Source organism: Bradyrhizobium sp. Crot121, assembly GCF_059512385.1.
Window position 1 is genome coordinate 151,539 of sequence record NZ_JCAMOR010000005.1, and the last position, 22,983, is coordinate 174,521.

Consider the following 22,983-nt stretch of genomic DNA (forward strand, 5'->3'; position numbering starts at 1 on the left):
CAGTTGTGTGACAAACGCGCTGCAGTGCGGCGATCCTCCACACCGCCGGCGATGTCACGCATCTGTCACGCTACTGTTATGAAGCGCATCGAAGACGTGCGCTCCCCCACAACAATTCGACGAGGCGAAGAAGAAGATGGCCGGCAAGATGCTTTCCGTTGTACCAACGGTCGATCCCACCGCCGCGGTGCGCGATAGCCAGCTTGGGGCCTATACCGAGGTCGGAGCGCGCAGCATCCTGCTCGACGTCACGATGGGTGACTATTCATATGTCGTGAACGACGCGCAGCTCACTTACACCACGATCGGCAAATTCTGCTCGATCGCGGCAATGACCCGGATCAATCCGGGCAATCATCCGATGCATCGTCCGTCGCAGGCGCATTTCACCTATCGCGCCAGCGCATACTTCCCAGGCGAACATGACGAGGCCGAATTCTTCGCATGGCGCCGAGAGCACCGCGTGCATATCGGCCATGACGTCTGGATTGGACATGGCGCGATCATCCTGCCCGGACGCTCGATTGGAACCGGCGCGGTGGTCGCGGCTGGCGCGATCGTGACCAAGGATGTTCCCGCCTACGCCATCGTCGCCGGCAATCCGGCGCGGCCGCTCCGCAAGCGGTTTTCCGATGGCATCATCAGCCGCCTTGCGGCACTCGCCTGGTGGGATTGGGATCACGAAATGTTGCGCCAGGCGCTGCCAGATTTTCGCAAGCTGGTTGTCGAAGACTTCCTCGCCAAGTATGAAGCGCTGAACGCGCCAACAACCCGCCGGAGTGCCATCACGTGACTGACATTGTTATCGAAGGTGGCAAGGCGCTCGTTGAAGGCGAACTCGTCGAAACACGGCTGCGGACCGCGGGCCGCGACATCGCAGCCCTCGGCGAAGAGGGAGACGGCCGCAGCGCGCTCGGCATTGATGCACGGGATCTCCTGGTGCTGCCCGGCATCGTTGACCTGCATGGCGACGCCTTCGAGCGGCAGATGATGCCGCGCGCTGGAGTCGATTTCCCGATCGACGTGGCGCTCGCCGACAGTGACCGGCAGGCGATCTCAAACGGAATCACGACGGTGTTCCACGCCACCACATGGTCGTGGGAGCCGGGCCTGCGCAGCGCCGAGAATGCGCGGAGACTGCTGGAGGCAATCGAGCAGATGCGCCCGCAGCTTGCCGCCGACACGCGCTTCCATCTGCGCCACGAGACCTACAATCTCGACGCCGAACCGGAGATCATTGACTGGCTCGCGGAGGGCCGCGTCGACTTGTTCGCGTTCAACGACCACATGGACGGGACGATCGGGGACCTGGCAAGGCCGCGCAAGCGCAACCGGATGGTGGAGCGCACCGGCCTTTCGCCTGAAGACTTCGACAAGCTGGTCACGCACGTGGTGTCGCGCGCGAACGATGTGCCTGCCTCGATCGCACGTCTCGCCAGTGCGGCGCGCTCGGCCGATGTCCGCATGCTCTCGCATGACGACAACAGCCCCGAGATGCGCAAGTGTTTTCGCGACCAGGGCGTCGGCATCGCCGAATTCCCTGTCAACGAAGAGACCGCGCGCGAGGCGGCGGCGGCCGGCGATCACATAGTGTATGGCGCGCCGAATGTCGTGCGCGGCGGCAGTCATACCGGCTGGACCAAGGCGTCCGACATGATCGCGAAGGGCCTCTGCTCGGTGCTGGCCTCGGACTATTACTATCCGGCACAATTGCTCGCAGCCTTCCGGCTTGCCGCTGACGGCATTCTGCCGCTGGAAAAGGCGTGGGACCTGATCTCGGGAGCACCGGCACGTGCTGCCGGACTCGACGACCGTGGCGTGCTCGCCGAAGGTCGCCGCGCCGACATGATCATCGTCGATGACAAGGTGCCGCTGCGGCCGCGCATTGTCGCGGTGATATCGGCGGGACGTCTCGTGCATCTGGCCGACGCCAGCCGGCTCACCTATTCCACAGCGCCGCGCATGGCGGTTGCTGCCGCCTGACGCTCCCAGGTCTTACGACGATGGCCAACTATCCGCGTTACGCTCTCTACTACGCGCCGGCACCAGGCAGTGCGCTTGATCGCTTCGGCGCCAAGATGCTCGGCTACGATGTCTATGGTGGCAGCGACCTGTCCTTTCCCGATGGCGTGCCGCCGGACTGGCGCGAGATCACGCAGGACCCGCGCAAATACGGCTTTCACGCCACGCTGAAGGCGCCGATGGCGCTGGCGGAGGGCAAGAGCGAAGCCGATCTGCTTGGGGCATGCGAGGCTTTCGCCGATACGCCGCGGCCAATTCCCGTTATCGAACCCATCATCGATTCGATTAGCGGCTTCATCGCGATGATCCCGGGAAAGCCGTCGACGGAGTTGCAGCAGCTTGCGGCCGACGTGACGCGCGACTTCGATTCATTCCGCGCGCCGCTGACGCCGACCGATCGCGCACGGCGAAATCCCGAGCGCTTGACGCCGCGACAGGTCGAGTATCTCGACCGCTGGGGCTATCCTTACGTGATGGAAGAATTCCGCTTCCACATGACGCTGACCGGGCGATTGGAAGCCGAGCGGCGTGAGATCGCGGTGCCGATGCTGCGGGAACGCTTTGCCTCTGTGCGGCTCGCAACGCTCGCGATCGACCGGCTCGCATTGTTCCGCCAGGATGATGCAGCATCGCGCTTCCGCATCATCGCGCATTGGCCGCTGCGAGCACTCTAACTCGTCGTCGCCCGTATTGTGCGTCCGCTTGCTCGGACCGGCCTCTCCCCTTGTGGGAGAGGCCGGAGCGCATGCAGCGAAGCGGAATGCGATCCGGGTGAGGGGTGCCGGTCTCTCGAGGGGACTTGCGCTGTCGGATGGACCTGAACCCCTCACCCGGAATTCAAGCTACGCTTGAATTCCGACCTCTCCCACAAGGGGAGAGGTGGAGTTTGCCGCCCGGACCTCGCACCACAACCCACATCAGTGGTTATGGGTCCCGGCGTTCGCCGGGACGACGTGGAGAGAGCGTCCACGCGAAGGGTGGGCACGCTGCGCTTTGCCCACCCTACCGTTCTTCGCTTACTCGTCCGTTTCTTCCGGCCTTGTGCGGGCGATGATTTCGGCGGCGCCCTTGTCGAGCAGGTCCAATCCGACGGCGCGGCCGAGTTCGCGGGGGCGGTCGGCGGGGCCGGTGCGCGAGGCCTCGATGAAGCGGTCGCCGGTTTCATCCAGCACCGAGGCGCGCAGAATCATCTCGCTGCCGGCAAGCGTGGCATGGCCGGCGATCGGCGAATTGCAGTGACCGTTCAGGATCCACAGCACCTCGCGCTCGGCTTCGGCCACAAGGCGCGATTGCGCGTCTTCGATCTTGGCAAGACGGGCGCGCGTCGCGAAATCGTTTGCCGCGCATTCGACGGCGACGATGCCCTGCCCGACCGCGGGCAGCATCTCGTCGACCGGGAAGTCATAGGCGATGCGCGATGCACGCCCGATGCGCTCGAGCCCAGAGCGCGCCATCACCAGCGCATCGGCCGGGCCGACCTCGCCGCCATCAGGCAGGCGCTGCTTGTCGCCACGATCGAGCTTGGCAATCCGGGTGTCGGCGGCGCCGCGGAAATGGATCACGCTTGCTTCAGGAAACAGCCTGCGCAAATAGGCCGCGCGGCGCACCGCGTTGGTGCCGATCTTGAAACCCTTGCCGCGGCTGGCGCGAAAGCTTTCCAGCGAAAGGCCGGGACGCAGCACCAGGCTGTCGGTGGCGGCGTCGCGCGGCAGGGTCGCGCCGATCACGAGGCCCGGCGTCTCCTCATTGCCTGGCACATCCTTCAGCGAATGCATCGCGGCCTGCAACTCGCCCGCACGCATCGCCTCGCGGATCTCGGCGACGAAGGCGCCGCCCTTGCCGCCATGACGCAGCAACTTGCTGGTCTGGTCCTGATCGCCGCGGGTCTCGAACCTGACGATCTCGACGGTCAGGTCGGAAGCGGACGCACGTAACAGGCGCGCAACCTCCTCGGTCTGCGCCATCGCCATGGCCGTCTTGCGCGTGCCGATGCGTAACGTCTGTCCCGCCACAATGTCTCCGTTCAAGCCGTCGATAAAGCCGAGGGATTAGAGCAAAAGCCCAATCAAAACAACGGTTTTCGCGCTAGATTCCAGGAGGAATGGGCAGGGTGGAGGGAGGCGCGTCAATCCAGGTCGCTCACGATCTGAACGCCAGCCGCCGCCATTGCCGCATGCGCGGCCGCAAGCGAGCCGGAAAGATCGATTGCCCGGCAGCCGGATTCCACGACCACGGTCTCGAAGCCGAGGCGGCGTGCATCCAGCGCGGAATAATGGACGCAATAGTCGGTGGCAAGTCCGGCCATGAAGATCCGCTTCAGTCCGCGCTCGCGCAAATAGCCGGCGAGGCCGGTCGGCGTGGTGCGGTCGTTCTCGTGGAACGCGGAATAGGAATCGATCGCGGAGCGAAAGCCTTTTCGAATCACAAGCTCCGCTCTGTCGGTCGAAAGCTGCGGATGGAACGCGGCGCCCGTCGTCCCCTGCACGCAATGGTCCGGCCATAGCGTCTGCGGACCATAGGGCATGGTGATGGTTTCGAACGGCGCGGAGCTCTGGTGCGAGGTCGCAAAGGAGCTGTGGCCGCGCGGATGCCAATCCTGCGTCAGCACCACGTGATCGAACCGCTCGGAGAGCCGGTTGACGACGGGGACCACCGCATCGCCATCGGCAACGGCCAGCGCGCCGCCGGGGCAGAAATCATTCTGCACGTCGATGATGAGAAGCAGGTCGTCGGGGTGAATTCGCATGGGCGGCTCGGCTGTATCTGTTCGGACAGCTTAGCCCAAAACACGCAACCCCGCAGCAGACAAGCTCATGTCCCGATGCGCAGCGAGGCACGCTGCTTGCGCAGGCAGGCGATCACGGATAGCGCGGTGATGCGGCCGGTCCGCGGGTTTTCCGAGGGGATGTTCTCGATCGTCATCGAGAACCGCGCCGAATCGGAATCCACCTCGATGCGGTGGGTGTTGCGTGTCACCGTCGGGTCGGCCCAGATTTCCACCCGGGTGCGGTCGGGGCCGATGCCGGCGAGCGAGAGCGCCACCGCGACGTTCAGGTTGGCCGGAAAGCCCTTTGCCGCCTCGCGCGCGGTTCCTTCGAATATCTGCAGCGGCTCGGCGAGCCCTTCAACGCTGATGTCGTTCTCGACCAGATAGGGCGCGCCGGCGAGCCCCAGCGGCGGCTTCCGCGTCACCAGCCGGACCGAATGGATGGTGCCCTCCGCAGCGGCAGTCACGGCGTCGAGCCCGATCAAGGCGCCGGTCGGCACCACGATCTGGCCGCTGTTCTTCCGCGCCAGCGCGATCAGGTCCTCGTTCTGGAGCAGCGCGCCGACGCTGAGCACGACCGCAGTCTTGCCGCGCTCGACCACTGGCGCCACGATCGACCGCACCAGCTTGCTCGGCGCGCATTCGATCACGATATCGGCGGCGCTGGCGAGTTCCTCGATCGGCAGGATTTTCGGCGGCGCCTTCAATTCGCCTAGCCAAGCCTGATGCTTGGCGACGTTCTGCGCCGAGACCGCGCTGAGCACCAATCCGTCGATGCCCCGATCCAGTTCCCTCACCACGCTCGCGCCGATCGCACCGAGGCCTGCAACGGCCACGCGCGCTGCGGGTCGCGTGCTGTTCGAATCCACCATTCGACTGCTCCAAGGACAGATGTCTGTCCTGTCCCGCACAAGCTGGCAGGTGTCAATCGCCGATTCGAAAGATCAGGCGAGCTCGGGATAGGTGGCCTTGTCGAAGAAGCTTGCGCCGGCAACATATTTGCGGCCCGGCGACATATCAGGCTTTTCCTCGCCCTCCCCGCCGCACTCGAAGGTCAGTTCGAGCTGCACGCCGCTGGGGTCATAGACGAACAACTGCCAGAGCGTGGTGCCGGGCACGATGAATTCGCGCCAGTCGAGCCCTGCCGCCTTGAAGCGCGAGACGAATGAGCGATAGCCGGAGCAGGACAGCGAGACATGGTCGATCGCCGCCGTTCCCGCCGGCGCCTTGCCTTCGGGACCGAGCGCGGGACCGCCGGCATAGATGTGCATGATCGCGAGCCCGCCGGGCTGCGGGCAGCCGAGCCAGGCGCCGGGATAGCCGAAGTCAGGCCGCGGGAATTCGCGAAGCCCGATGATCTCGGTGTAGAACTTGCGCGTTGCCGCCAAATTCTCGGTCTTGATGGCGATGTGATAGAGGCCGTGCACCGTTGCGATCGGCAACGTCGGTTCGGTTGCGGTCATGATGTAGATCTCCTCAAATCCTTGGCCGATCATTCCACGGCGTGATGACGTTTCTTCACCTCGCCCCGCTTGCGGGGAGAGGGAGAAGTCCGACGTCGCAATAGAGCGACTTCAACTTGTTCAGGAACGGTGCTTCGTTCTTGTGCAGGGTTCCAGCGACGGGATCGGCGCCTGCCAGCATCGTGTCGGTGGCGGCAAGCGAGAACTCCATCACGAAACGCATGCGGTCCTTGCGCAGGACCTCGAACTCGGTGAGCCAGCGTGCGACATCGCAGCTTCCGGCCCTGTAGCGCTGCGTGATCAGCGCGGCGGCATTGGCGGCGTCCTCCAGCGCCTGGGTCGCGCCCTGCCCCAATGTCGGCACCATGCCGTGGGCGGAATCGCCGAGATAGAGCACGTTGCAATCGGCGGCGCGGTAGAGCACCTCATGCTCCTGCATCCGCGCCCAATGGGTGTCGGCGACATTGTTGCAGACGGTGTCGATCAGCCAGCGCGCCTGGTTGCTCGGCGGCGCGGCGCGCGGCGTGTAGGCGGCGCGCAGAATCTCCGGCGTCTTCTGGCTCTCGGAAATCTGCGCCTCTGTGGCGATCGGGAAAGTGCCGGCGACATAGATGTGGTCCGGCGGCACGCGGAACGACAACAGACGGTTGGGTCCGTTGAACCATTGTTCGTAATCGTCGATCAGGCCGTGCGACGTATCCGGCACCAGCACGCGGAAGATGGCCACTCCCGTCGGCGTGATACGCGGCTCGCCGGAGATCACGCGGCGTACCTCCGAGTAGCGGCCATCGCCGGCAATCAGGAGATCGATGTTGTCGAGCCGATGCGTTTTGCCGTCCTGCGTCCAACTGACAAAAGTCTTGCGCGGATCGACGCTGTCATGGCCGACCTCGACGATCTCGCAGCCATAGGAAACCGTGTCCCCTGCGGCCTCGCGCAGCACGCGATAAAGCTCCGACCAGCGGATGCGCCAGCCCGGTCCGTCCGCCACCTCCCGCAGCGGCAGGTCGAACAGCACAGTGCCGTCGGTGAGCGAAATCCGCCAATTTTTCCAGAGAAAGCCCGCCGCGGTGACGCGCTCAGCCAGCTCCGGATCGGTCAGCTTCATCGCCTTGACGGCGTTCGGCCCGACATTGAGCCCGGTGCCGGCCTCGGAATGATCGTCGCGCGCGACCCGCTCGAGGCATGTCACCTCCACGCCGTCCAACAACGCGAGCCTGCGCGCCATCACGCATCCCGCGACGCCTGCGCCGATGATGACAATGCGCATCAGGCCAAACCTTCCTCTTGCGAAGCAATGACGGCAATCAGGCCGCCGCCATCAGGGCCCTGATGCTCGGCGCCGCCGGAGACGAAGATCCGGCCATCGCCGATCACGCCGGCAACGAGGCCGGCGACCGCGCCGCGGATGTGGCGCTGGGCGTTGATATCGGTGTCGTCGAGCATGGTGTGCCTGTTGCCGCGAATCCTTCCGCCCCGGTCGGGCTCGCATTTGACGAGCACAGTCGCGATCCGTGCCGCGTCCGCGGCGGAGACTTGCGGATTGGCGGCAATGCCGAGATCGGCGAGCACGTCGACGATAGCGCCGATGTCGAGCGCGTCCGCCATCGGACGGTGCGATATCTGCAGCGGACCCCTCCAGAGCGGGCTGTTGCCGAGCACCACGACCTCATTGCTTTCGACCTCGACGCCGGAGGAAATGCTGGCGCGCGGCGACTGGATCGAGAAGTCGCTGAGCAGCGACGCGTCGGTGAAGGCGGATGGCGCCAGTTCGTCGAGCGCGACGGCGACGCCGAATGCGCCGGCGGCACGGGCAAAAGCCATCGACCTGTTGGGATCGCTGGTGAGCGGGGTCTTGCCGGCTGCGATCGCGGCCGCGGCGCGGGCGACCGTGACGCAGGGGCACTTCACCTGCACGAAGTGGACATCCTGCAATCGCTCGATCCCGGCATTGTCAATCGCGGCGCGCACGGCATCGGCGACGCTGTCGACATGGGCGCGGCGGCCGACATCATCTGCCGGGACCGGATCGCTGAACGCGGTGCCGATCGCGAGCGACGGTCCGGCCTCTGGCGCCGGTTCGGCCTCGCTGATGCAGAAGACGCTATAATGCGGGCTCATCACGCCTTCGGTGCCGCCCGAGAGCACGCAGGGGATTTCACGGATCAACTGCTCGGCGGGCCTGTTCAGATATTTCGACAGCAGCAACATCAGGGTCTGGGTGAAGTAGCCGCGGGTGAAATCGTTGACGCCGCCATTGCCCTCGGTCTTGCCGATGATCGCAACGACGTCGGCCGCGCGGACGGCGCCGCCTGCGATCAAGCGATCCAGCTCGGACAGGTCGCCGGGATGCGCCATCGAGAGCCGGAAAACCCGCGCCGTCCTCATGGCTCGCTCGCCTTGATCAGCTCAAAAATCCGGCTCGGGCTCAAGGGAATCTCCAACAGCTCGACGTTCTTCTCCTTGAGCTGCAGCGCATCCTCGATCGCCTGCGCAAACAGCGGGCCGACGGGAATCGCGCCGGCTTCGCCGGCACCTTTGATGCCCATAGGATTAAGCGGCGACGGCGTTACGGTGTGGCCGAGTTCCATGCGCGGCACGTCGAGCGCGGTCGGCAACAGATAGTCGGCGAGCGAGGCGTTGAGTAACTGGCCCTGGTCGTCGAACACCAGCTTTTCGTAGAAGGCGTTGCCGATGCCCTGCGCGACGCCGCCATGGATCTGCCCTTCCAGGATCAGAGGGTTGATCACCGTGCCGCAGTCATGGACCACAACGTATTTCAGGATCTTGAGGTCGAACGTCTCCGAATCCACCTCGACGATCATGGCATGCACGCCATTGGCGGTCGCGCCGCTCGACGGCCCGAAATATTGCGTCGATTCCAATCCCGGCTCGGTGCCGGGCTTCACCGCGCCACGCATCGGGTTGGCGCGCCGCGCAAGTTCGCCGAGGCTCAAGAATTTTTCGGGAATGCCGACGATCGAGATCTTGCCATCGGCAAGCACCAGATCCTCCTCGGCGCATTCGAAGGCGTCGCTGGCGAGCTTCAGCGCCTTCTGCCGCACCGCGCGCGAGGCTTCGTTGACGGCATTGCCGGCCACAACGGCGCCGCGGCTGGCAAAGGTGCCGGCGCCCCAATAGAACTGGTCGGTGTCGCCGGTGACGATTTCGACATCGGTGACGTCGACGCCGAGCTGGTCGGCGGCGATCTGGGCAAAACTGGTGAAATGCCCCTGCCCCTGCGTGCCGATGCCGGTCGCGACGCTGACCTTGCCATTGGCCTGCACCTGCACTTTCGCGCCCTCATAGGGCCCGATGCCGGTGCCCTCGACGTAGCAGGCGACGCCGATACCGACGTGACGGCCTTGCGCGCGCAGCTTCTCTTGCTCCTGCTTGAACTCGGCATAGCCGATCGCCTGCAGCGTCTGGTCGAGCACCGGCTCGTAGTTGCCGCTGTCATATTCGAGCTGGGAAAAGTCCTGGTAGATGATCCCGTTCTTGTAAGGGAACGCGTCGGCCGGAATGAGATTGCGCCGTCGGATCTCGGCGGGATCGATGTTCAGCTCGTGCGCGGCAAGATCGAGCAGCCGCTCCATCACGAACACGCCATGCTGCCGTCCCGCGCCGCGATAGGGCGTCACGATCGGCAGATTGGTGAAGACGGCGGTGAAGGTCGAATCGTAGGACGGCACTACGTACGGCCCGAGCAAGGTGCACTGGCTGTTGATCGGCACCGTCAACCCGTAGGGATCATAAGCGCCGCCGTCGTGCAGGAAGACGTCCTGAACGCCGAGGATGCGGCCGTCGCGCGCGACCGCGATCTCGGCATCATGGATCTGGCCGCGCTCATGCGTGGTGGCAAAGAAATGCTCGAGCCGATCCTCGATCCATTTCACCGGGCGGTTGAGCCGCATCGAGATCCAGGGCAGCGCGACCTCTTCCGGATAGAACATCATGATCTTCGGCCCGAAGCCGCCGCCGACGAAGGGCGCGATCACCCGCACCTGCCGCTCGCCGAGGCCGAGCACGGCGGCGAGGCCGTTGCGGACGAACACCGGCGCCTGGGTCGTGTCCCAGATCGTCATATGCTGGCTGCGCGCTTCCCAATGCGCGACGACGCCGCGCGTTTCGATGGTCGAGGCAATACCGTGCTCGTAGGCGAAGCGGCGCTTGATCACCAGATGTGCTTTCGCAGCCGCGGCGCGATAGTCGCCCTTGCTCTGATGCACATGCGCGGAGACGTTCGAGCCGAGGTCGTCATGCACCAGGGCTGAACCGGGGCGTAGCGCGGCCTCAAGGTCGATCACCGCCGGCAGCGGCTCGAGATCGACGTCGATATCGTCGAGCGCATCCTCGGCGATGTAGCGGCTTTCGGCGACGACGACGGCCAAGGGCTCGCCGACATGCCGAACCTTGTCCTTGGCCAGCGGCACTTGGGTGCGCTGATTGAAAATGCTTCCCGGGATCGGTGGCGGCGGCACCAAGAGCGGACCGGGCTGCCAATAGGCGCCGTAATCATCGGCGGTGTAGACCGCCACGACGCCCGGGCGCTGCAGCGCGCGGGAAACATCGATGCACCTGATGCGCGCGTGCGCGGCAGGGCTGCGCAGGAATGCCGCGTGCAGCATGCCCGGCAGCTCGACGTCGTCGATGAACAGCGCCTGTCCGGTGAGGAGCTTGCGATCCTCATTGCGCTTGACGGGGGCGCCGAAGAACCGTGTGGTCATGGTGCGGCCGCCCGCATCGCCTGCGCCGCGGCCATCATGGCGTCAACGATGTGCTGATAGCCGGTGCAGCGGCAGAGATTGCCGGACAGCGCCTCGCGCACCTCTTCTTCCGACGGCGACGGGTTCTGCTTCAGGAACGCCGTCATCGTCATCAGGATGCCCGGCGTGCAATAACCGCATTGCAGGCCGTGATGCTCATGCATCGCCCTCTGCACCGGACTCAGCTCGCCGCTATCGGAGGCGAGACCTTCGATCGTGGAGAGTTCATGCCCATTGGCCTGCACTGCAAGCATCAGGCAGGAGCGGATCGGCGCGCCATCGAGCAGGACCGTGCAGGCGCCGCAGACGCCATGCTCGCAGCCGACATGGGTGCCCGCCAGCAACAGATCGTGGCGGAGGAAATCGCTCAGCAGCGTCCGCGACTCGACGCTGCGCCGATAAGACGTCCCGTTGACGGAGACACTGATCTCGTGGCGGTCAGGCTGCATGGGCCGCCCGCCGATAGGCCGTGCGGATCGCGCGCTGCGCCAGCACGCCGGCGAGATGCCGCTGATAATCGGCGCTGGCGTGGACATTGCCTGCGGGCTCGATCGTTGCCTGTATGGCGGCAGCGGCCGCCTTGATCGGCTCATCGGCGCAAGCCTGACCGACCAGAGGCGCGGCAGCCTCGCTGGCATCGACCGGCGTGTCGCCGACGCCGCACAGCGCGAGCCGGGCGTTGCCGCAGCGGCCTTCCATATCCAGTGTCACGATGACGGCCACGCCGGCGATGGCAAAATCGCCTCGGCGCCGCGCCACTTCCATGAAGCACACGCCGCTGCGCGGCGGCAATGCCGGAAACTCGACATCGACCAGCATCTCGTCGGCGGCAAGGTCCGTGGTGAGCGATCCTTGAAAGAACTCCGAGGCTGCAAGCACCCGCTCGCCGCGGGCCGACTTCAGTCGCATCCGCGCCTCCATCGCCACCGCAATCGCGGGAAGCTCGGACGCCGGATCGGCATGGGAGAGGTTGCCGCCGATGGTGCCGCGGTTGCGGATCTGCGGATGCGCGATGTGCGGCAGCGCGTCGGCGAACAACGGACAGCAGCCGAGGAACTCGCTATCCCGTTCGAGCGCGCAATAGCGCGTCAGCGCGCCGACACGAATAGTTGAGCCGTGATCGATGCCGGCCACCTCATCCAGACCGTTGATATCGATCACGACCGCCGGTCGCGCCAAACGGAAGTTCATCGCCGGGACCAGGCTCTGGCCGCCGGCCAGGAATCTTGCCTCATCGCCATGTTCGGCCTTGAGCGAGAGCGCGTGATCCAGCGATGAAGCAGCGATGTATTTGAAGGGAGCAGGCTTCATAAAGGCTCGTTCGACGAACGCATCCGCATCGGCTCGAAACAGGAGATGAAACTATCTGTAGTCTAACAATGCCAGTCAAAAGTCGGCGAGCCCGAAGACAGCCAGAACTGCATGAAATGCAGCTAATCCCTGCTCATTCTTCTCACCGCATGCATAAACATTGGGCGGGCTTGAGCTGGCCTGCTGAAAGCACCAGCCTCCGCTGTCATGCCCCGCGAAGGCGGGGCGTCCAGTATGCGGCGGCGTCTCGGCTTGAGCACGACCGCCTGTGGAATACTGGATCGCCCGCTTTCGCGGGCGATGACGGAGAAGGCCTGGCGCGCCGCCCCCTTCACGTCGTTGCGAGCGCGAGCGAAGCAATCCATTTCGCCGCTCGTGGAGATATGGATTGCTTCGTCGCTGTCGCTCCTCGCAATGACGGGTGGCAGCGTTCACGTTCCGCCGGCGAGCGTCTTCACCAGGCGATAGAGATAGTCCTCGCCTTCGTAGAATGATTTCACCAGAATCCGTTCATCCTTGCCGTGGGCGCGGATGTCGCTGATATCGGCGGCAAGGCCGGAATGGCCGTAGGTCGGGATTCCCGCGTTGCGCAGATAGCTCCCGTCGGTGGCGCCGGTGCTCATGGTCGGGATCACCGCCGCCGTCGGCCAGAATTCGTGCGACAGTTTATCGATTGCGCCCATGATCTCCTCGTGCAGGGCCGACGGCGCGCTCAACACGGGCTGGCCCATTTGAGTGACCTGGATTTGATCGTCCGCAAGCACGCGCTCCAGCGTCGCCTTGACACCGTCGACCGGCTCGCCCGGCATGATGCGGCAGTTCACCTTGGCGGTCGCAAGCTGCGGCAACGCGTTCACGGCATGTCCTCCCTCGAGCATCGTCGCGACGCAGGTGGTGCGGAGCTGGGCGTTATAGGCAGGATTGGCCGCAAGCCGGACAAACGACATCGCAGCGGGGTCGGGCTTGTCCGACAGCACGGCGCGGATGTCAGACGCCGTCTGCTCGCTCTCGAACTGTGCCGTGCGCTCGAAATACGCCCGGGTGGTCTCGTTCAGGTTGATCGGGAAACTGAACTTCGAGAGGCGAACCAGTCCCTCGGCGAGGCGATAGATCGCGTTGTCCTTGACCGGTACCGAGCTGTGGCCACCCCTGTTCTTGACTTCGAGCAGGTAGCTCAGCGAGACTTTTTCGGAAGTCTGCACGGTGTTCCGGATCGGCTTGCCGTCCTTCAGGCCGACACCGCCGCCTTCGTTAAGCGCGAATTCAGCATCGATCAGGTCGCGGTGATTCTTCAAGAGCCATTGGATGCCGAGCCCGTTGGCGTCCAGGATTTCTTCATCCGTTTCCAGCGCCAGGATGATATCGCGGTCTGGCTTGTAGCCCTCTTTCTTGTATCTGATGAGGTTGGTGACGAAGGCCGCGGCCATGTATTTGTCGTCGCCGCTGCCGCGGGCATAGAAATAGCCGTCCTGCTCGGTCAGCTTGAACGGATCGACCGACCAGTCCTCGCGATTGGCCGGGACCACGTCGATGTGAGCGAGCAGGAGGATCGGCTTGCGCGCGCCGCTGCCGCGCAGCCGTGCCACCAGATTCCCCTTGCGCTGTGCCGGCGAGAACACCTGCACGTCGCTATCCGGAAAGCCGGCGGCGCGCAACCGGGCCGCCATCGCCTCCGCAGCCTTGGCGGTGTCGCCAGTCGCGGTGACGGTGTCGATCTCGATCAGCTCCTGGTAGATGTCGCGCGCGAACTGCCGCTCCGGGCTCAGCCCTTCCGCAGCGGCTGCAGGACTTCCCAGCAGAGCCGCTGCAAGTACGGTCGACAGCAGGATTGAAAGCCTTGGTCTGACGTTTTCAACCATCTCGGGTCTCCGATTCCACTCGCCCCAGTTGTGCGACATTCAGACAGGGACGCTGAGGTTTTGCAAGATGCAAGGCCTGATGGCGGCGAGGCCTATTCGGAGTCAACTGTCAAGCATTCCACTGCTCCTTCGCTACAAATTGAAGAAGCTGCTCGATGCGGCGAGAGGCATTCGCTGTATCGCCTGACGGATCTGCAAATCATTCGTGCGAAGTACGTTCTTAGAGCGATTCAATTCCAGCGCTGTTCTTTCTGTTCGCAGCGGCTGCTAAAGGCACCGCGCTAATTTCGTCCTGGAAGTGAATCGAAGTGAAAGTCAGTGCTGTTTGCCGTCTCGTGGGAGACCATCCAAACCGAGCCGGCGTCAGCCGCGCGCATTTTTTCATCGGCACCGCCGCCTTGCTGGCTGGTTGCTCCTCTTCCGTGACGATCGCACGGGCACAATCGAGCGTGACCTTGCCGGCTGTGACAGTGGAGTCGCCAACGCAGAAGCGCAAGCCGGCGCGCCCGGCGGCCCCCTCCGCGCGTCGGACCCAGGCAGCGGCGGCGCCTCAACGTAATCGAAATGTGACGCCTGCGGAGCCTACGCCGTCCGAGCGCGCCGCGGCGGCAGCGGCGGCGCTGTACCAAGCCAAGCTCGGCTATCGCGCCATGCCCAGTTCGACCACGCTGCGCACCGGCGCTTCGCCGCTTGACACCTCGCAAGTCGTCAACGTCGTGCCCGAGCAGGTGCTGAAGGATCAACTGCCGCGCAATATCGACGACGCCCTGGTCAATGTCAGCGGCATCACCCAGACCAATACGCTCGCCGGCACCCAGGATGCCGTCATCAGGCGCGGATTCGGCGACAATCGCGACGGCTCGATCATGCGCAACGGCATGCCGCTGGTCCAGGGCCGCAGCCTCAACCCCGCCATCGAAAGCGTCGAGGTGCTGAAGGGACCCGCATCGCTGCTGTACGGCATCATGGATCCCGGCGGCATCGTCAACACGATCAGCAAGCGCCCGGACCTCTATCAGCACGGATCGATCACCGTGCTCGGCTCGACCTACGGCAACGGCAAGAACGGCGCCGATGCGACCTTCGACATCACCGGGCCGATCGGCCAGGGCGGTCTCGCCTATCGCTTCATCGGCTATGGCGTCAATGAGGACTATTGGCGCAATTTCGGGCGGCACCGCGAAACGCTGCTTGCGCCGTCACTGGCGTGGTACGGCGACACGACGACGGTGCAGCTCAACTACGAGCATCGCGATTTCATCTACCCGTTCGATCGCGGCACGGCATTCGATCCAATCACCAAGGCGCCATTGGCCATTCCCGCGACGCGCCGGCTCGACGAGCCCTTCAACAATATGTGGGGCACATCCGATTTGGTGCAGGGCTCGGTCGAGCAACGGCTGAACGAGGACTGGAAGCTCTACGCGTCCTACAGCTACAACACCGAGACATTCAGCGCCAACCAGCTCCGCATCACCGGCGTCAATGCCAGAACCGGCATCGAGACGCGCAGCAATGACGGCACACAGGGTTCGCTCAGCAATGTGAGCTACGGGACGTCCTACCTGCAGGGTGGCTTCTGGATCGGCGGCATGCGCAACGATGTGCTGTTCGGCGGCGATGGCCAATATCGCACGATCTACCGCAAGAACCTGATCCGGCACGCGACCCCCTCGTTCAATTTCTACGATCCGGTCTATGGGCTGGTCTTCCCGGGCACGACGGTCTCCGCCAGCGATAGCGACCAGACCGACAAGCTTGGCCAATACTCCCTGTTCTTCCAGGACACGTTGCATGTCACGGATCGGGTCGCAGTGGTCGCCGGCGTGCGCTACATGGATTTCGACCAATTGGCGGGGCGCGGACGCCCGTTCAAAGCCAATACCGATCTGTCCGGAGACAAGGCGCTCCCGCTCGGCGGTGCCATCCTCAAGCTCACCGACGAGCTGTCCCTTTACGCAAGCTATACGCAATCGCTGAAGCCGACCTCGACCATCGCGCCGCTCACCGGCGGCGTGGTGATCGGCTCCAATGTCGCGCCCGAAGAGGGCGTCTCATGGGAGACCGGCGCCAAGTTCGACATCAACAAGCGGCTCTCGGGAACGGTGGCGTTGTACGATATCGACAAGAAGAACGTGCTGGTATCGCAGCTCAACAGCGCCACGGGAATCGTCGAATTTCGCACCGCCGGCAAGGTCCGCTCACGCGGCATCGAAATCGACGTCACCGGAAGGCTGACCGACAACTGGAGCATGATCGGGAGCTATGGCTACACCGACGCGCGGGTGATCGAAGATCCGACGCTGGCCGGCATGGCGCTGCAGAATGTCGCCCTGAACACGGCTTCGCTTTACCTGGTCTACGACTTCGGCACCGCCCTTCCGGGCCGGCTCCGGCTGGGCGGCGGAGCGCATTATGTCGGCGACCGGCCTGGCGACGCGGCGAACACCTTCGTGCTGCCGTCCTATGTCGTCGCGGACGTATTCGCGAGCTATGAGACCAAATACGACAATCTGCCGGTCATCTACCAACTGAACGTCAAGAACCTGTTCGACACCGTCTACTATCCGTCGGCCGTGAGCAACCTGGCCGTTGCTCTCGGCGACGCACGCCGTGTCTCGCTGTCGGCAACGGTCAAGTTTTAGGCATGAGCATCGCGCGGAAAGTCGCCGGGCTACTGGTTGCGCTGGCCTCCGCCTTCGTTGCCGACACGGCGGCAGGCCGCGCCGATGAGATCACGCTTTACTCGACCAGAGAGATAAATCTGATCGAGCAGGTGATATCAGCTTTCACGGAAACCAGCGGCATCAAGGTCAATCCTGTCTTTGTTGAAGACAGCCTGGTCAAGCGCCTGACGTCGGAAGGTGATGCGTCGCCGGCGGACGTGCTGATCACGATCGGACTGGACAAGACCACCCAGCTCTCAAACCAGGGGTTGACGCAGGCTTTTGCATCGCCGCTGCTCGAGCGAGCCGCGCCGCCGAACCTGCGTGGCGGGTCCTCGCAATGGATCGGCCTCTCCATCCGACCACGCGTCGTAATGGTGCGCGGGGACAGCCCGCTCGCCGCAATCGCCTATGAAGACCTCGCCGATCCGAAATGGCGCGGCAAACTGTGCATGCGCTCGCCGCTGCATCAGAACAACATCGCACTGATCGCGGCCTTCCTCGTTCATCACGGAGAAGGACCGACAGAGGCCTGGCTCAAGGGCCTGAAGAATAATTTGGTCCACCAGCCGGCTGGCAAGGACAATGACGTGATCCGAGAGATCGCACAAGGAACGTGCGAGATCGGCATCGCCAATACCGTGGCACTGGCGCAATTGCGGGACGGGCGGGAAGGCGACGACTGGCGCGGATGGGCCCGAACCGTCAAGGCCGTCCCGACGACGTTCAAGGGAGGCGACAGCCATGTCAATCTGACGGGCGCAGCCATTGCGAAGCATGCGCCCCACATGGCCGCCGCGCTGAAATTCATCGAGTTCCTTGTGACGCCGGCGGCACAGCGAATCTATGCGGCGGCCGAACTGGAATATCCCGTGCTCGCCTCGGCGGACCGCGATCCGATCCTCGAGGAAATCGGATCGTTCAGCCCCGATGCGGTGCCGATCGATCGCATTGCTGCGCATCAGCAGGCTGCGGTTGCTCTGGTCAAGAAAGTCGACTTCGACGAGTGAGCGCCCTGGCCGAAAACGCCGCGACCGCCGGATCGGAAGGTGAAAACAAAATTGTCATACAGCGCGCGAACACGACATTATTCTTCGCGGCAAACATTGTCGTGCGTGCTCAATCTCGCGTCGGCACACAACATAGAACTATTACAAACTGTGTAAGCCTTGCTTGGGTGGCGGGATGAATATCTTTTCGGTATCGTTCCGATAACGCTGTTGAGTGGGCGGTGATCACCAGGCCTTCGCCGATTTCGACGCTGATCCCGCCACCAGTTCCTTCCAATTTATGAGCAAGTACTCGATCAAGACCGCCCTGTTGCAGGTCCACTCCGTCATTGGCCTTGCGCTTTCGCTGGTGCTGGCCATGGTCGGGATGTCAGGCGCGATCATGAGCTTCGAGGATGAAATCCAGGCCAGCCTGAATACGGCGATCACGCGGGTCGAGGCTCGCGCAGTTCCGACGCTGACGCCGGACCAGTTGATCGCGCGACTGCAGGCCAATCCCGACTCTGGCAAAGTTGCGTCCGTGACGATGGCCAGTGACCCGTCCGCGGCGGTGCGGATCCGATTTGCCCGCAGCGCGGATGGCTCGCGGCCTTCCTCGATCTATGTCGATCCCTATGATGGGCGTGTGCTCGGCTCGCCGCGCGGAGAGGAGTTTTTCGCCACCGTCCGCAGGCTGCATCGCTGGCTGCTGTTGCCGGGCGATGCCAAGGGCTATGGCCGGCCGATCACAGGCGTGGCTGCCATCGGCGTGATCGCAATGCTGATCTCCGGGATCGTGCTGCGATGGCCCCATCGCGCTCGCAGCGTGAAGATGTGGCTGAAGCCGAACCTGGCATTGCGCGGCCGCGGCTTCCACAGGTCGCTCCATGCCGTCGTTGGAACCTGGGTGCTGCCGATCTACCTCGTGATGGTGCTCACCGGTCTGTGGTATTCGTTCGACTGGTACAAGAGCGGCGCCACCTGGCTGCTGTCGCGTCCTTCGACTGCTGCCGCACCGATGAAGCCCAAGCCGGCGCGAGATGTCAGCGCAGCAGAGACCAAACCGGTTGCGCTCGATCGCGTATGGTCGACATTCCTGCACGAACAGGGCGGCCGCTTCGCGACGGCGCTACTCGCGCCGCCTGATGCAGGCACTGTCGTGCGGGTGCGGTCCTGGGCGCGCGATGCGTCGCATCCAGGCGCGCGCGATGAATTCCGCATCGACGCCATCACTGGCCGGCTAGTGTCATCGGAGATTTACGCGGACAAGCCCGTCGGCGAGCGGATGCTTTCGAGCGTCTTGGATATTCATCGCGGCAGCATCTTTGGCTGGCCGGGCAAGCTGCTATTCATGCTCGCCGCCGCGCTGATGCCGCTGTTCGTGGTCACCGGCCTTTTGCTGCATCTTTCGCGGCGAAGGCACCGGCGTCTCTCGCGGCCGCCGCTCGGGAGCCTTGTTCCGGGCGAGTGAATCGCCCAGCCGTGAATTACTTAGTGTCCTTCGCCGCAACCACCTCGATCTCGACCAGGAAGCCAGGATTGGCAAGCGAGGCGACGCCGACCACTGAGCGCGCCGGCAGGTTCGGCTGGCTGCCGCCGAAGAACTGGGTATAGCCTTCCATGAAGGCCTTGAAGTCCATCGGCGCGTTCGGGCTGTGCACCAGGAACACCTGCATTTTGATGACGTCGCCCATGCCGAGGCCGAGCCCGTCAAGGATGCCCTTGATCCGGTTGAGCACGCCGACGGTCTGGGTCTTGGTGTCGCCATAGGCGTCCCGGCTCGAAGGATCGGCGTCCTTGTTGATCACCGGCGGCACCTGGCCACTGACATAATAGATCGTGGCGTTGCCGGTGACCTGCACCGATTGCGCGATCGGAAAATTCGAATTGGGAATTGGATGCCGGACGATCTCGGCCTGCGCGGACGCGGAAGCCATCGCCGAGAGCAAGACTATTAGCGGCATCGTGCGAAATTTCATCTGATCCCCCGTTTAACAGCGCTTCAGCGGCGCGCTTCTGCGACTTCCCTGGCCGTCACCGTATCCGTATAGCTGTTGCCGAAATGCGTCCTGAGATAATTCACAACCGCGGCGACTTGACCATCGGTCATCATGTCGCCGAAGGCCGGCATGCCGCGCCGGCCGTTGACGACGAGATGGACGGCATAGCTGGAGGTCGCAAGATTCCGGTTGGCGATCAGCGAGGGATAGGCCCCGGCGCCGGCGGCACCCGAGGCATCGGGCATGTGGCAGCCCTGGCAGACATTGGCGAACAATTCCTCGCCGGTCATTTCGACGAAGCGGTAGCCCGAGCTGAAGGTCGGGCGCGTGGCGGGGTTGTCCTGCGCGAAGTCCGCGGCCGCAGGGAGGAACGCGAGCAGTACGGCGCCTGCCCCTGGCGCAACGAAATGGGCTTTCGTCGGCCTCATGTTTTCACCACCCGCTCGTGCAATCGCGCAATGGCGTCGAGCGAAGACAGGATCGCCCCCTCCTGCCAGGCCGGCAGATCGGATGCATGCTCGCCGGCCAGCACGATCCGACCGTCGATCTGGCACAGGTTCTTGTAGTGCTTCACCCTGCCCTCGTCGGTCCATTCGCCGCTGCAGCCGAGAGTGAAGGGCACGCGGTGCCAGGCGACCGCAACGCCGTTCTCGAACTCCTGTTTGTATTGCGGATGGATCATGGAACCGAACTCGACGGCGCTTGCGATCCGTTCTGCCGGCGTCATCGCGGTGAACTCATAGGCATTCGCACCCTCGAACAGATAGGCGCCGAGCAGCACGCCGCGTCCGGCGCGATTGAAGCCTTCATTGGGATAGGCGATCTGCCGGATCGGCAGGTCGGTATAGGTGATGCCGCCATAGATCGCCTCGTCTTCCTCCCAGAAGCGGCGCTTGAACTGCAGGCCGATCTTGACCGCGCCGGCATAGGAAACGGCGTCGATCGCGGCCTCCATGCGGCTGCCGACGTCGATCGGGATCTGGCTCAGGATCGACAACGGGATCGTGCAGATGCACCAATCCGCTTTTGCGTGCAGCACCGTCGACGGATTTGTCGTGTCGACATAGCTCACCGTGACGCCACGGTCGTTCTGCTGGATCTGCGTCACCTTGGCGTTATAGCGGATGAGGTCGCCGACCTCTTTTGCAAAGGCCTTGCCGATCATGTCCATGCCGCCGACCGGCTGGAACATCGTGGTCTGGAAATTGTAGCGCGCAAAACTCTGCAAGTAGCGCCAGACGCGTGATCGCAAGAGATCCGACAAGGTGACGGGATCGCTCGGCAGCGGCGCGGAGCTCAAGCCCCCGCCGGGCTCGCGCGCATAGCCGCGGAACTCGGCCGAGAGGAGATTGGCATTGTACCTGTAGTCGGAATCGAGTGCGCCCCAGGAGCGCAGCGCCTGCAGCAGGATCTCCTGATCTTCCTTGGACACCGCTTCGTCGAGCTTGCCCTGCTGGGTCACTTTCGCGAGCAGTTCGGAAACCTGGCCCTGGAAATCCGCCTTGATCGCGCGGATTTTTTGCGGCTCGCCGCCGAACGCTCGCGAGGCGTGGAGATAAGCATTGTGGTTCAACTGAATGAAGGGTTCGAGCGCAACCCCGAGCCGCCTGCAATAATCGAGCAATGCACGATGGTGGTAGGGAATCCGCCACGGGCCCGGGTTGATGTAGAGACCGTGATCGAATTCGCAGGTCTGCTTGTAGCCGCCGAGTTCGACGAACGTGTCGCCGCCGCGCAACGTCCAGTTGCGGCCGCCTGCCCTGTTGTTGAATTCGAGGATCTGGACCTTGTAGCCCGCCTTGCGCAACTCCAGCGCCGCGCTCATGCCGCCAAGTCCCGCGCCGAGGATCAGGACGGATGCGCCCTTCGGGTCGCCTTCGAGCCTCACCGGCCCCTTGTAAGTCGACTCGGAGGCAAAGCCCAGGCTGGTCATCGCGTGATACATCGCCGCGCTGCCGGCCATCGCGCCGATCAACGAGAAAAGATCACGCCGCCTGATGACTGCCGCTTCGCTTTGCATTGACGTCCCAGCCGGGCCAGATCGAGAGCAGCAAAGGAAACGATTGGCTCCTCACCTGTCAAGGAAGCGGCTTGGTTGAACACGCGCCAACACGCGCTTTTGATGCGAGTTGGCGCGGTGATGCAAGATCGGGCGGGGAGCTCCGCTGTACCTCGCCCCGCGTGCGGGGAGAGGTCGAAATTCAAGCGAAGCTTGAATTTCGGGTGAGGGGGAGCTTCCGCGAGTCCGTCTGTCACTATATTTGCGGAGAGAGCCCCTCACCCCAACCCCTCTCCCCGTAAGAACGGGGAGAGGGAGAAGAACCTCAATCGGTTCGACCTAAGCCATCACACCGCGATCACCTTTTCGATGTGAACGCAGCGGCAATCCATCTCGTAGTCGAGACCAACCACCGGCGGGCGGTTGAAATGCCAGGTCAGGCCGTTCCTGAACACGCCACGGCGGCCGAGCTCGCTTTCGAGGATCGAATAGACGTCCTGCACGGTGTAAAGCTGCACGCCGGTGGTCTGTTTCCAGGTGCCGCCAAACGCGCTCATGCGGCGTTCCATCTCATCCAGCACCCATTTTGCCTTGGCGAGCATGCCCGACGGACTGACGTCGCCCGGGCTGATGATGTGATCGCGATAGTTCGCCTTGCCTTCGGCCGATTCGCCGCTACCGGCGACGACGAAGGACGGCGCAGCCTGCGGCGCCGGTACCGCATAGGAAAAGGCGTGGAAGCAAGGCTCGGACGGCGGATCGATCTTCGGGCACACATTGCTGCGCGCCACCGGATTGACGCCGTCCTTCATGACGCCCCATTCGATCAAAGTCTTGATGTAGATCTCGTTGAAGGCGCGAAAGCCCTCTTCGGTGAACGGCGCGGGCGAGCGCAATTCGCAGGCGCCGAACGCCGTCAGCGGACGGCCGGCACCTTTGAGAATTTCGGCGATCCGTGCAAAGGCCGCCTTCAGCGGCACCGGATCGGCAAAACGGACGCGCTCGATGGTGAAACCGGGTAGCGCGCCGATGCCGCAGGAATACTGGCTGACGCCCGGCATGAAGCGATAACCGCCGTCTTGAACCTCGATGGTCGTAATCATGACACCTCTTTGCAACGTAAAGGGGCTAGAAAAGCCCG

At 63.8% G+C, this 22,983-nt stretch carries 20 protein-coding genes; 6 read left to right on the forward strand and 14 right to left on the reverse strand.

All coding sequences use genetic code 11. The features are described from left to right. Positions 1 to 136: 136 nt before the first annotated feature. From AC5ZGW_RS07915 to AC5ZGW_RS07925, 3 genes are read left to right on the forward strand one after another with little or no spacing between them, the layout of a single operon-like run. Positions 137 to 793, forward strand: a complete 657-nt coding sequence (locus tag AC5ZGW_RS07915; RefSeq protein ID WP_130226184.1) for an LbetaH domain-containing protein — start codon at positions 137 to 139, stop codon at positions 791 to 793. Beyond that, the gene (locus AC5ZGW_RS07920) at positions 790 to 1,983 is read left to right on the forward strand and encodes an alpha-D-ribose 1-methylphosphonate 5-triphosphate diphosphatase (RefSeq protein ID WP_130226185.1); all 1,194 of its coding nucleotides are present in this window, start codon (positions 790 to 792) and stop codon (positions 1,981 to 1,983) included. Before AC5ZGW_RS07915 ends, AC5ZGW_RS07920 begins: the two co-directional genes overlap by 4 nt. 20 nt (positions 1,984 to 2,003) lie before the next feature. Continuing rightward, positions 2,004 to 2,696 (forward strand): DUF1045 domain-containing protein, encoded by a 693-nt coding sequence (locus AC5ZGW_RS07925; protein ID WP_130226186.1) that lies wholly within the window; start codon positions 2,004 to 2,006, stop codon positions 2,694 to 2,696. 342 nt (positions 2,697 to 3,038) lie between these two features. On the opposite strand, the gene hemC is transcribed toward AC5ZGW_RS07925, so the two are convergent. The 10 genes from hemC to AC5ZGW_RS07975 form a co-directional block, all read right to left on the reverse strand. Next, on the reverse strand, positions 3,039 to 4,034 hold the full coding sequence (gene hemC / locus AC5ZGW_RS07930) for a hydroxymethylbilane synthase (protein ID WP_130226187.1): 996 nt from the start codon (positions 4,032 to 4,034) through the stop codon (positions 3,039 to 3,041). 113 nt (positions 4,035 to 4,147) lie between these two features. Then, positions 4,148 to 4,768 (reverse strand): bifunctional nicotinamidase/pyrazinamidase, encoded by a 621-nt coding sequence (pncA, locus tag AC5ZGW_RS07935; RefSeq protein WP_130226188.1) that lies wholly within the window; start codon positions 4,766 to 4,768, stop codon positions 4,148 to 4,150. A 65-nt stretch (positions 4,769 to 4,833) separates the two neighbouring features. Continuing rightward, positions 4,834 to 5,661: an aspartate dehydrogenase gene (locus tag AC5ZGW_RS07940; protein ID WP_130226189.1), complete on the reverse strand. Its 828-nt coding sequence runs from the start codon at positions 5,659 to 5,661 to the stop codon at positions 4,834 to 4,836. 72 nt (positions 5,662 to 5,733) lie between these two features. Then, positions 5,734 to 6,252: a VOC family protein gene (locus AC5ZGW_RS07945; protein ID WP_130226190.1), complete on the reverse strand. Its 519-nt coding sequence runs from the start codon at positions 6,250 to 6,252 to the stop codon at positions 5,734 to 5,736. 55 nt (positions 6,253 to 6,307) lie between these two features. Further along, positions 6,308 to 7,522 (reverse strand): FAD-dependent oxidoreductase, encoded by a 1,215-nt coding sequence (locus tag AC5ZGW_RS07950; protein WP_130226191.1) that lies wholly within the window; start codon positions 7,520 to 7,522, stop codon positions 6,308 to 6,310. After that, entirely contained in the window at positions 7,522 to 8,640 is a 1,119-nt protein-coding gene (gene atzD, locus AC5ZGW_RS07955) for a cyanuric acid amidohydrolase (protein ID WP_130226192.1), read from the reverse strand. Before atzD ends, AC5ZGW_RS07950 begins: the two co-directional genes overlap by 1 nt. Beyond that, complete coding sequence (locus AC5ZGW_RS07960) at positions 8,637 to 10,979, reverse strand: xanthine dehydrogenase family protein molybdopterin-binding subunit (protein ID WP_130226193.1); 2,343 nt, start codon at positions 10,977 to 10,979, stop codon at positions 8,637 to 8,639. The genes atzD and AC5ZGW_RS07960 overlap by 4 nt, the downstream gene beginning before the upstream one ends. Then, a complete protein-coding gene (locus AC5ZGW_RS07965; protein WP_130226194.1) occupies positions 10,976 to 11,467 on the reverse strand; it encodes a (2Fe-2S)-binding protein in 492 nt (163 codons plus the stop codon). The genes AC5ZGW_RS07960 and AC5ZGW_RS07965 overlap by 4 nt, the downstream gene beginning before the upstream one ends. Further along, positions 11,457 to 12,329, reverse strand: coding sequence for an FAD binding domain-containing protein (locus AC5ZGW_RS07970; RefSeq protein ID WP_130226195.1), 873 nt, complete (start codon positions 12,327 to 12,329; stop codon positions 11,457 to 11,459). The genes AC5ZGW_RS07965 and AC5ZGW_RS07970 overlap by 11 nt, the downstream gene beginning before the upstream one ends. 431 nt (positions 12,330 to 12,760) lie before the next feature. Beyond that, positions 12,761 to 14,188 (reverse strand): M20/M25/M40 family metallo-hydrolase, encoded by a 1,428-nt coding sequence (locus AC5ZGW_RS07975; protein ID WP_130226196.1) that lies wholly within the window; start codon positions 14,186 to 14,188, stop codon positions 12,761 to 12,763. A 335-nt stretch (positions 14,189 to 14,523) separates the two neighbouring features. Here AC5ZGW_RS07975 and AC5ZGW_RS07980 point away from each other — a divergent pair, with 335 nt between their 5' ends. The 3 genes from AC5ZGW_RS07980 (at position 14,524) to AC5ZGW_RS07990 (ending at position 19,314) form a co-directional block, all read left to right on the forward strand. After that, positions 14,524 to 16,833, forward strand: a complete 2,310-nt coding sequence (locus AC5ZGW_RS07980) for a TonB-dependent siderophore receptor (RefSeq protein WP_165435240.1) — start codon at positions 14,524 to 14,526, stop codon at positions 16,831 to 16,833. A 2-nt stretch (positions 16,834 to 16,835) separates the two neighbouring features. After that, complete coding sequence (locus AC5ZGW_RS07985; RefSeq protein WP_130226198.1) at positions 16,836 to 17,864, forward strand: extracellular solute-binding protein; 1,029 nt, start codon at positions 16,836 to 16,838, stop codon at positions 17,862 to 17,864. Positions 17,865 to 18,144: 280 nt separating this feature from the next. Continuing rightward, entirely contained in the window at positions 18,145 to 19,314 is a 1,170-nt protein-coding gene (locus AC5ZGW_RS07990; protein WP_130226203.1) for a PepSY-associated TM helix domain-containing protein, read from the forward strand. Between the two features lie 16 nt (positions 19,315 to 19,330). On the opposite strand, the gene AC5ZGW_RS07995 is transcribed toward AC5ZGW_RS07990, so the two are convergent. The 4 genes from AC5ZGW_RS07995 to cnbZ form a co-directional block, all read right to left on the reverse strand. Then, positions 19,331 to 19,822, reverse strand: a complete 492-nt coding sequence (locus AC5ZGW_RS07995; RefSeq protein WP_130226199.1) for a RidA family protein — start codon at positions 19,820 to 19,822, stop codon at positions 19,331 to 19,333. A gap of 23 nt (positions 19,823 to 19,845) precedes the next feature. Next, a complete protein-coding gene (locus tag AC5ZGW_RS08000) occupies positions 19,846 to 20,271 on the reverse strand; it encodes a c-type cytochrome (protein ID WP_165435239.1) in 426 nt (141 codons plus the stop codon). Continuing rightward, positions 20,268 to 21,863, reverse strand: a complete 1,596-nt coding sequence (locus AC5ZGW_RS08005; RefSeq protein ID WP_130226200.1) for a flavin monoamine oxidase family protein — start codon at positions 21,861 to 21,863, stop codon at positions 20,268 to 20,270. The genes AC5ZGW_RS08000 and AC5ZGW_RS08005 overlap by 4 nt, the downstream gene beginning before the upstream one ends. 326 nt (positions 21,864 to 22,189) lie before the next feature. Further along, positions 22,190 to 22,945 (reverse strand): 2-amino-5-chloromuconate deaminase CnbZ, encoded by a 756-nt coding sequence (gene cnbZ, locus AC5ZGW_RS08010; RefSeq protein WP_130229934.1) that lies wholly within the window; start codon positions 22,943 to 22,945, stop codon positions 22,190 to 22,192. Positions 22,946 to 22,983: the final 38 nt, after the last annotated feature.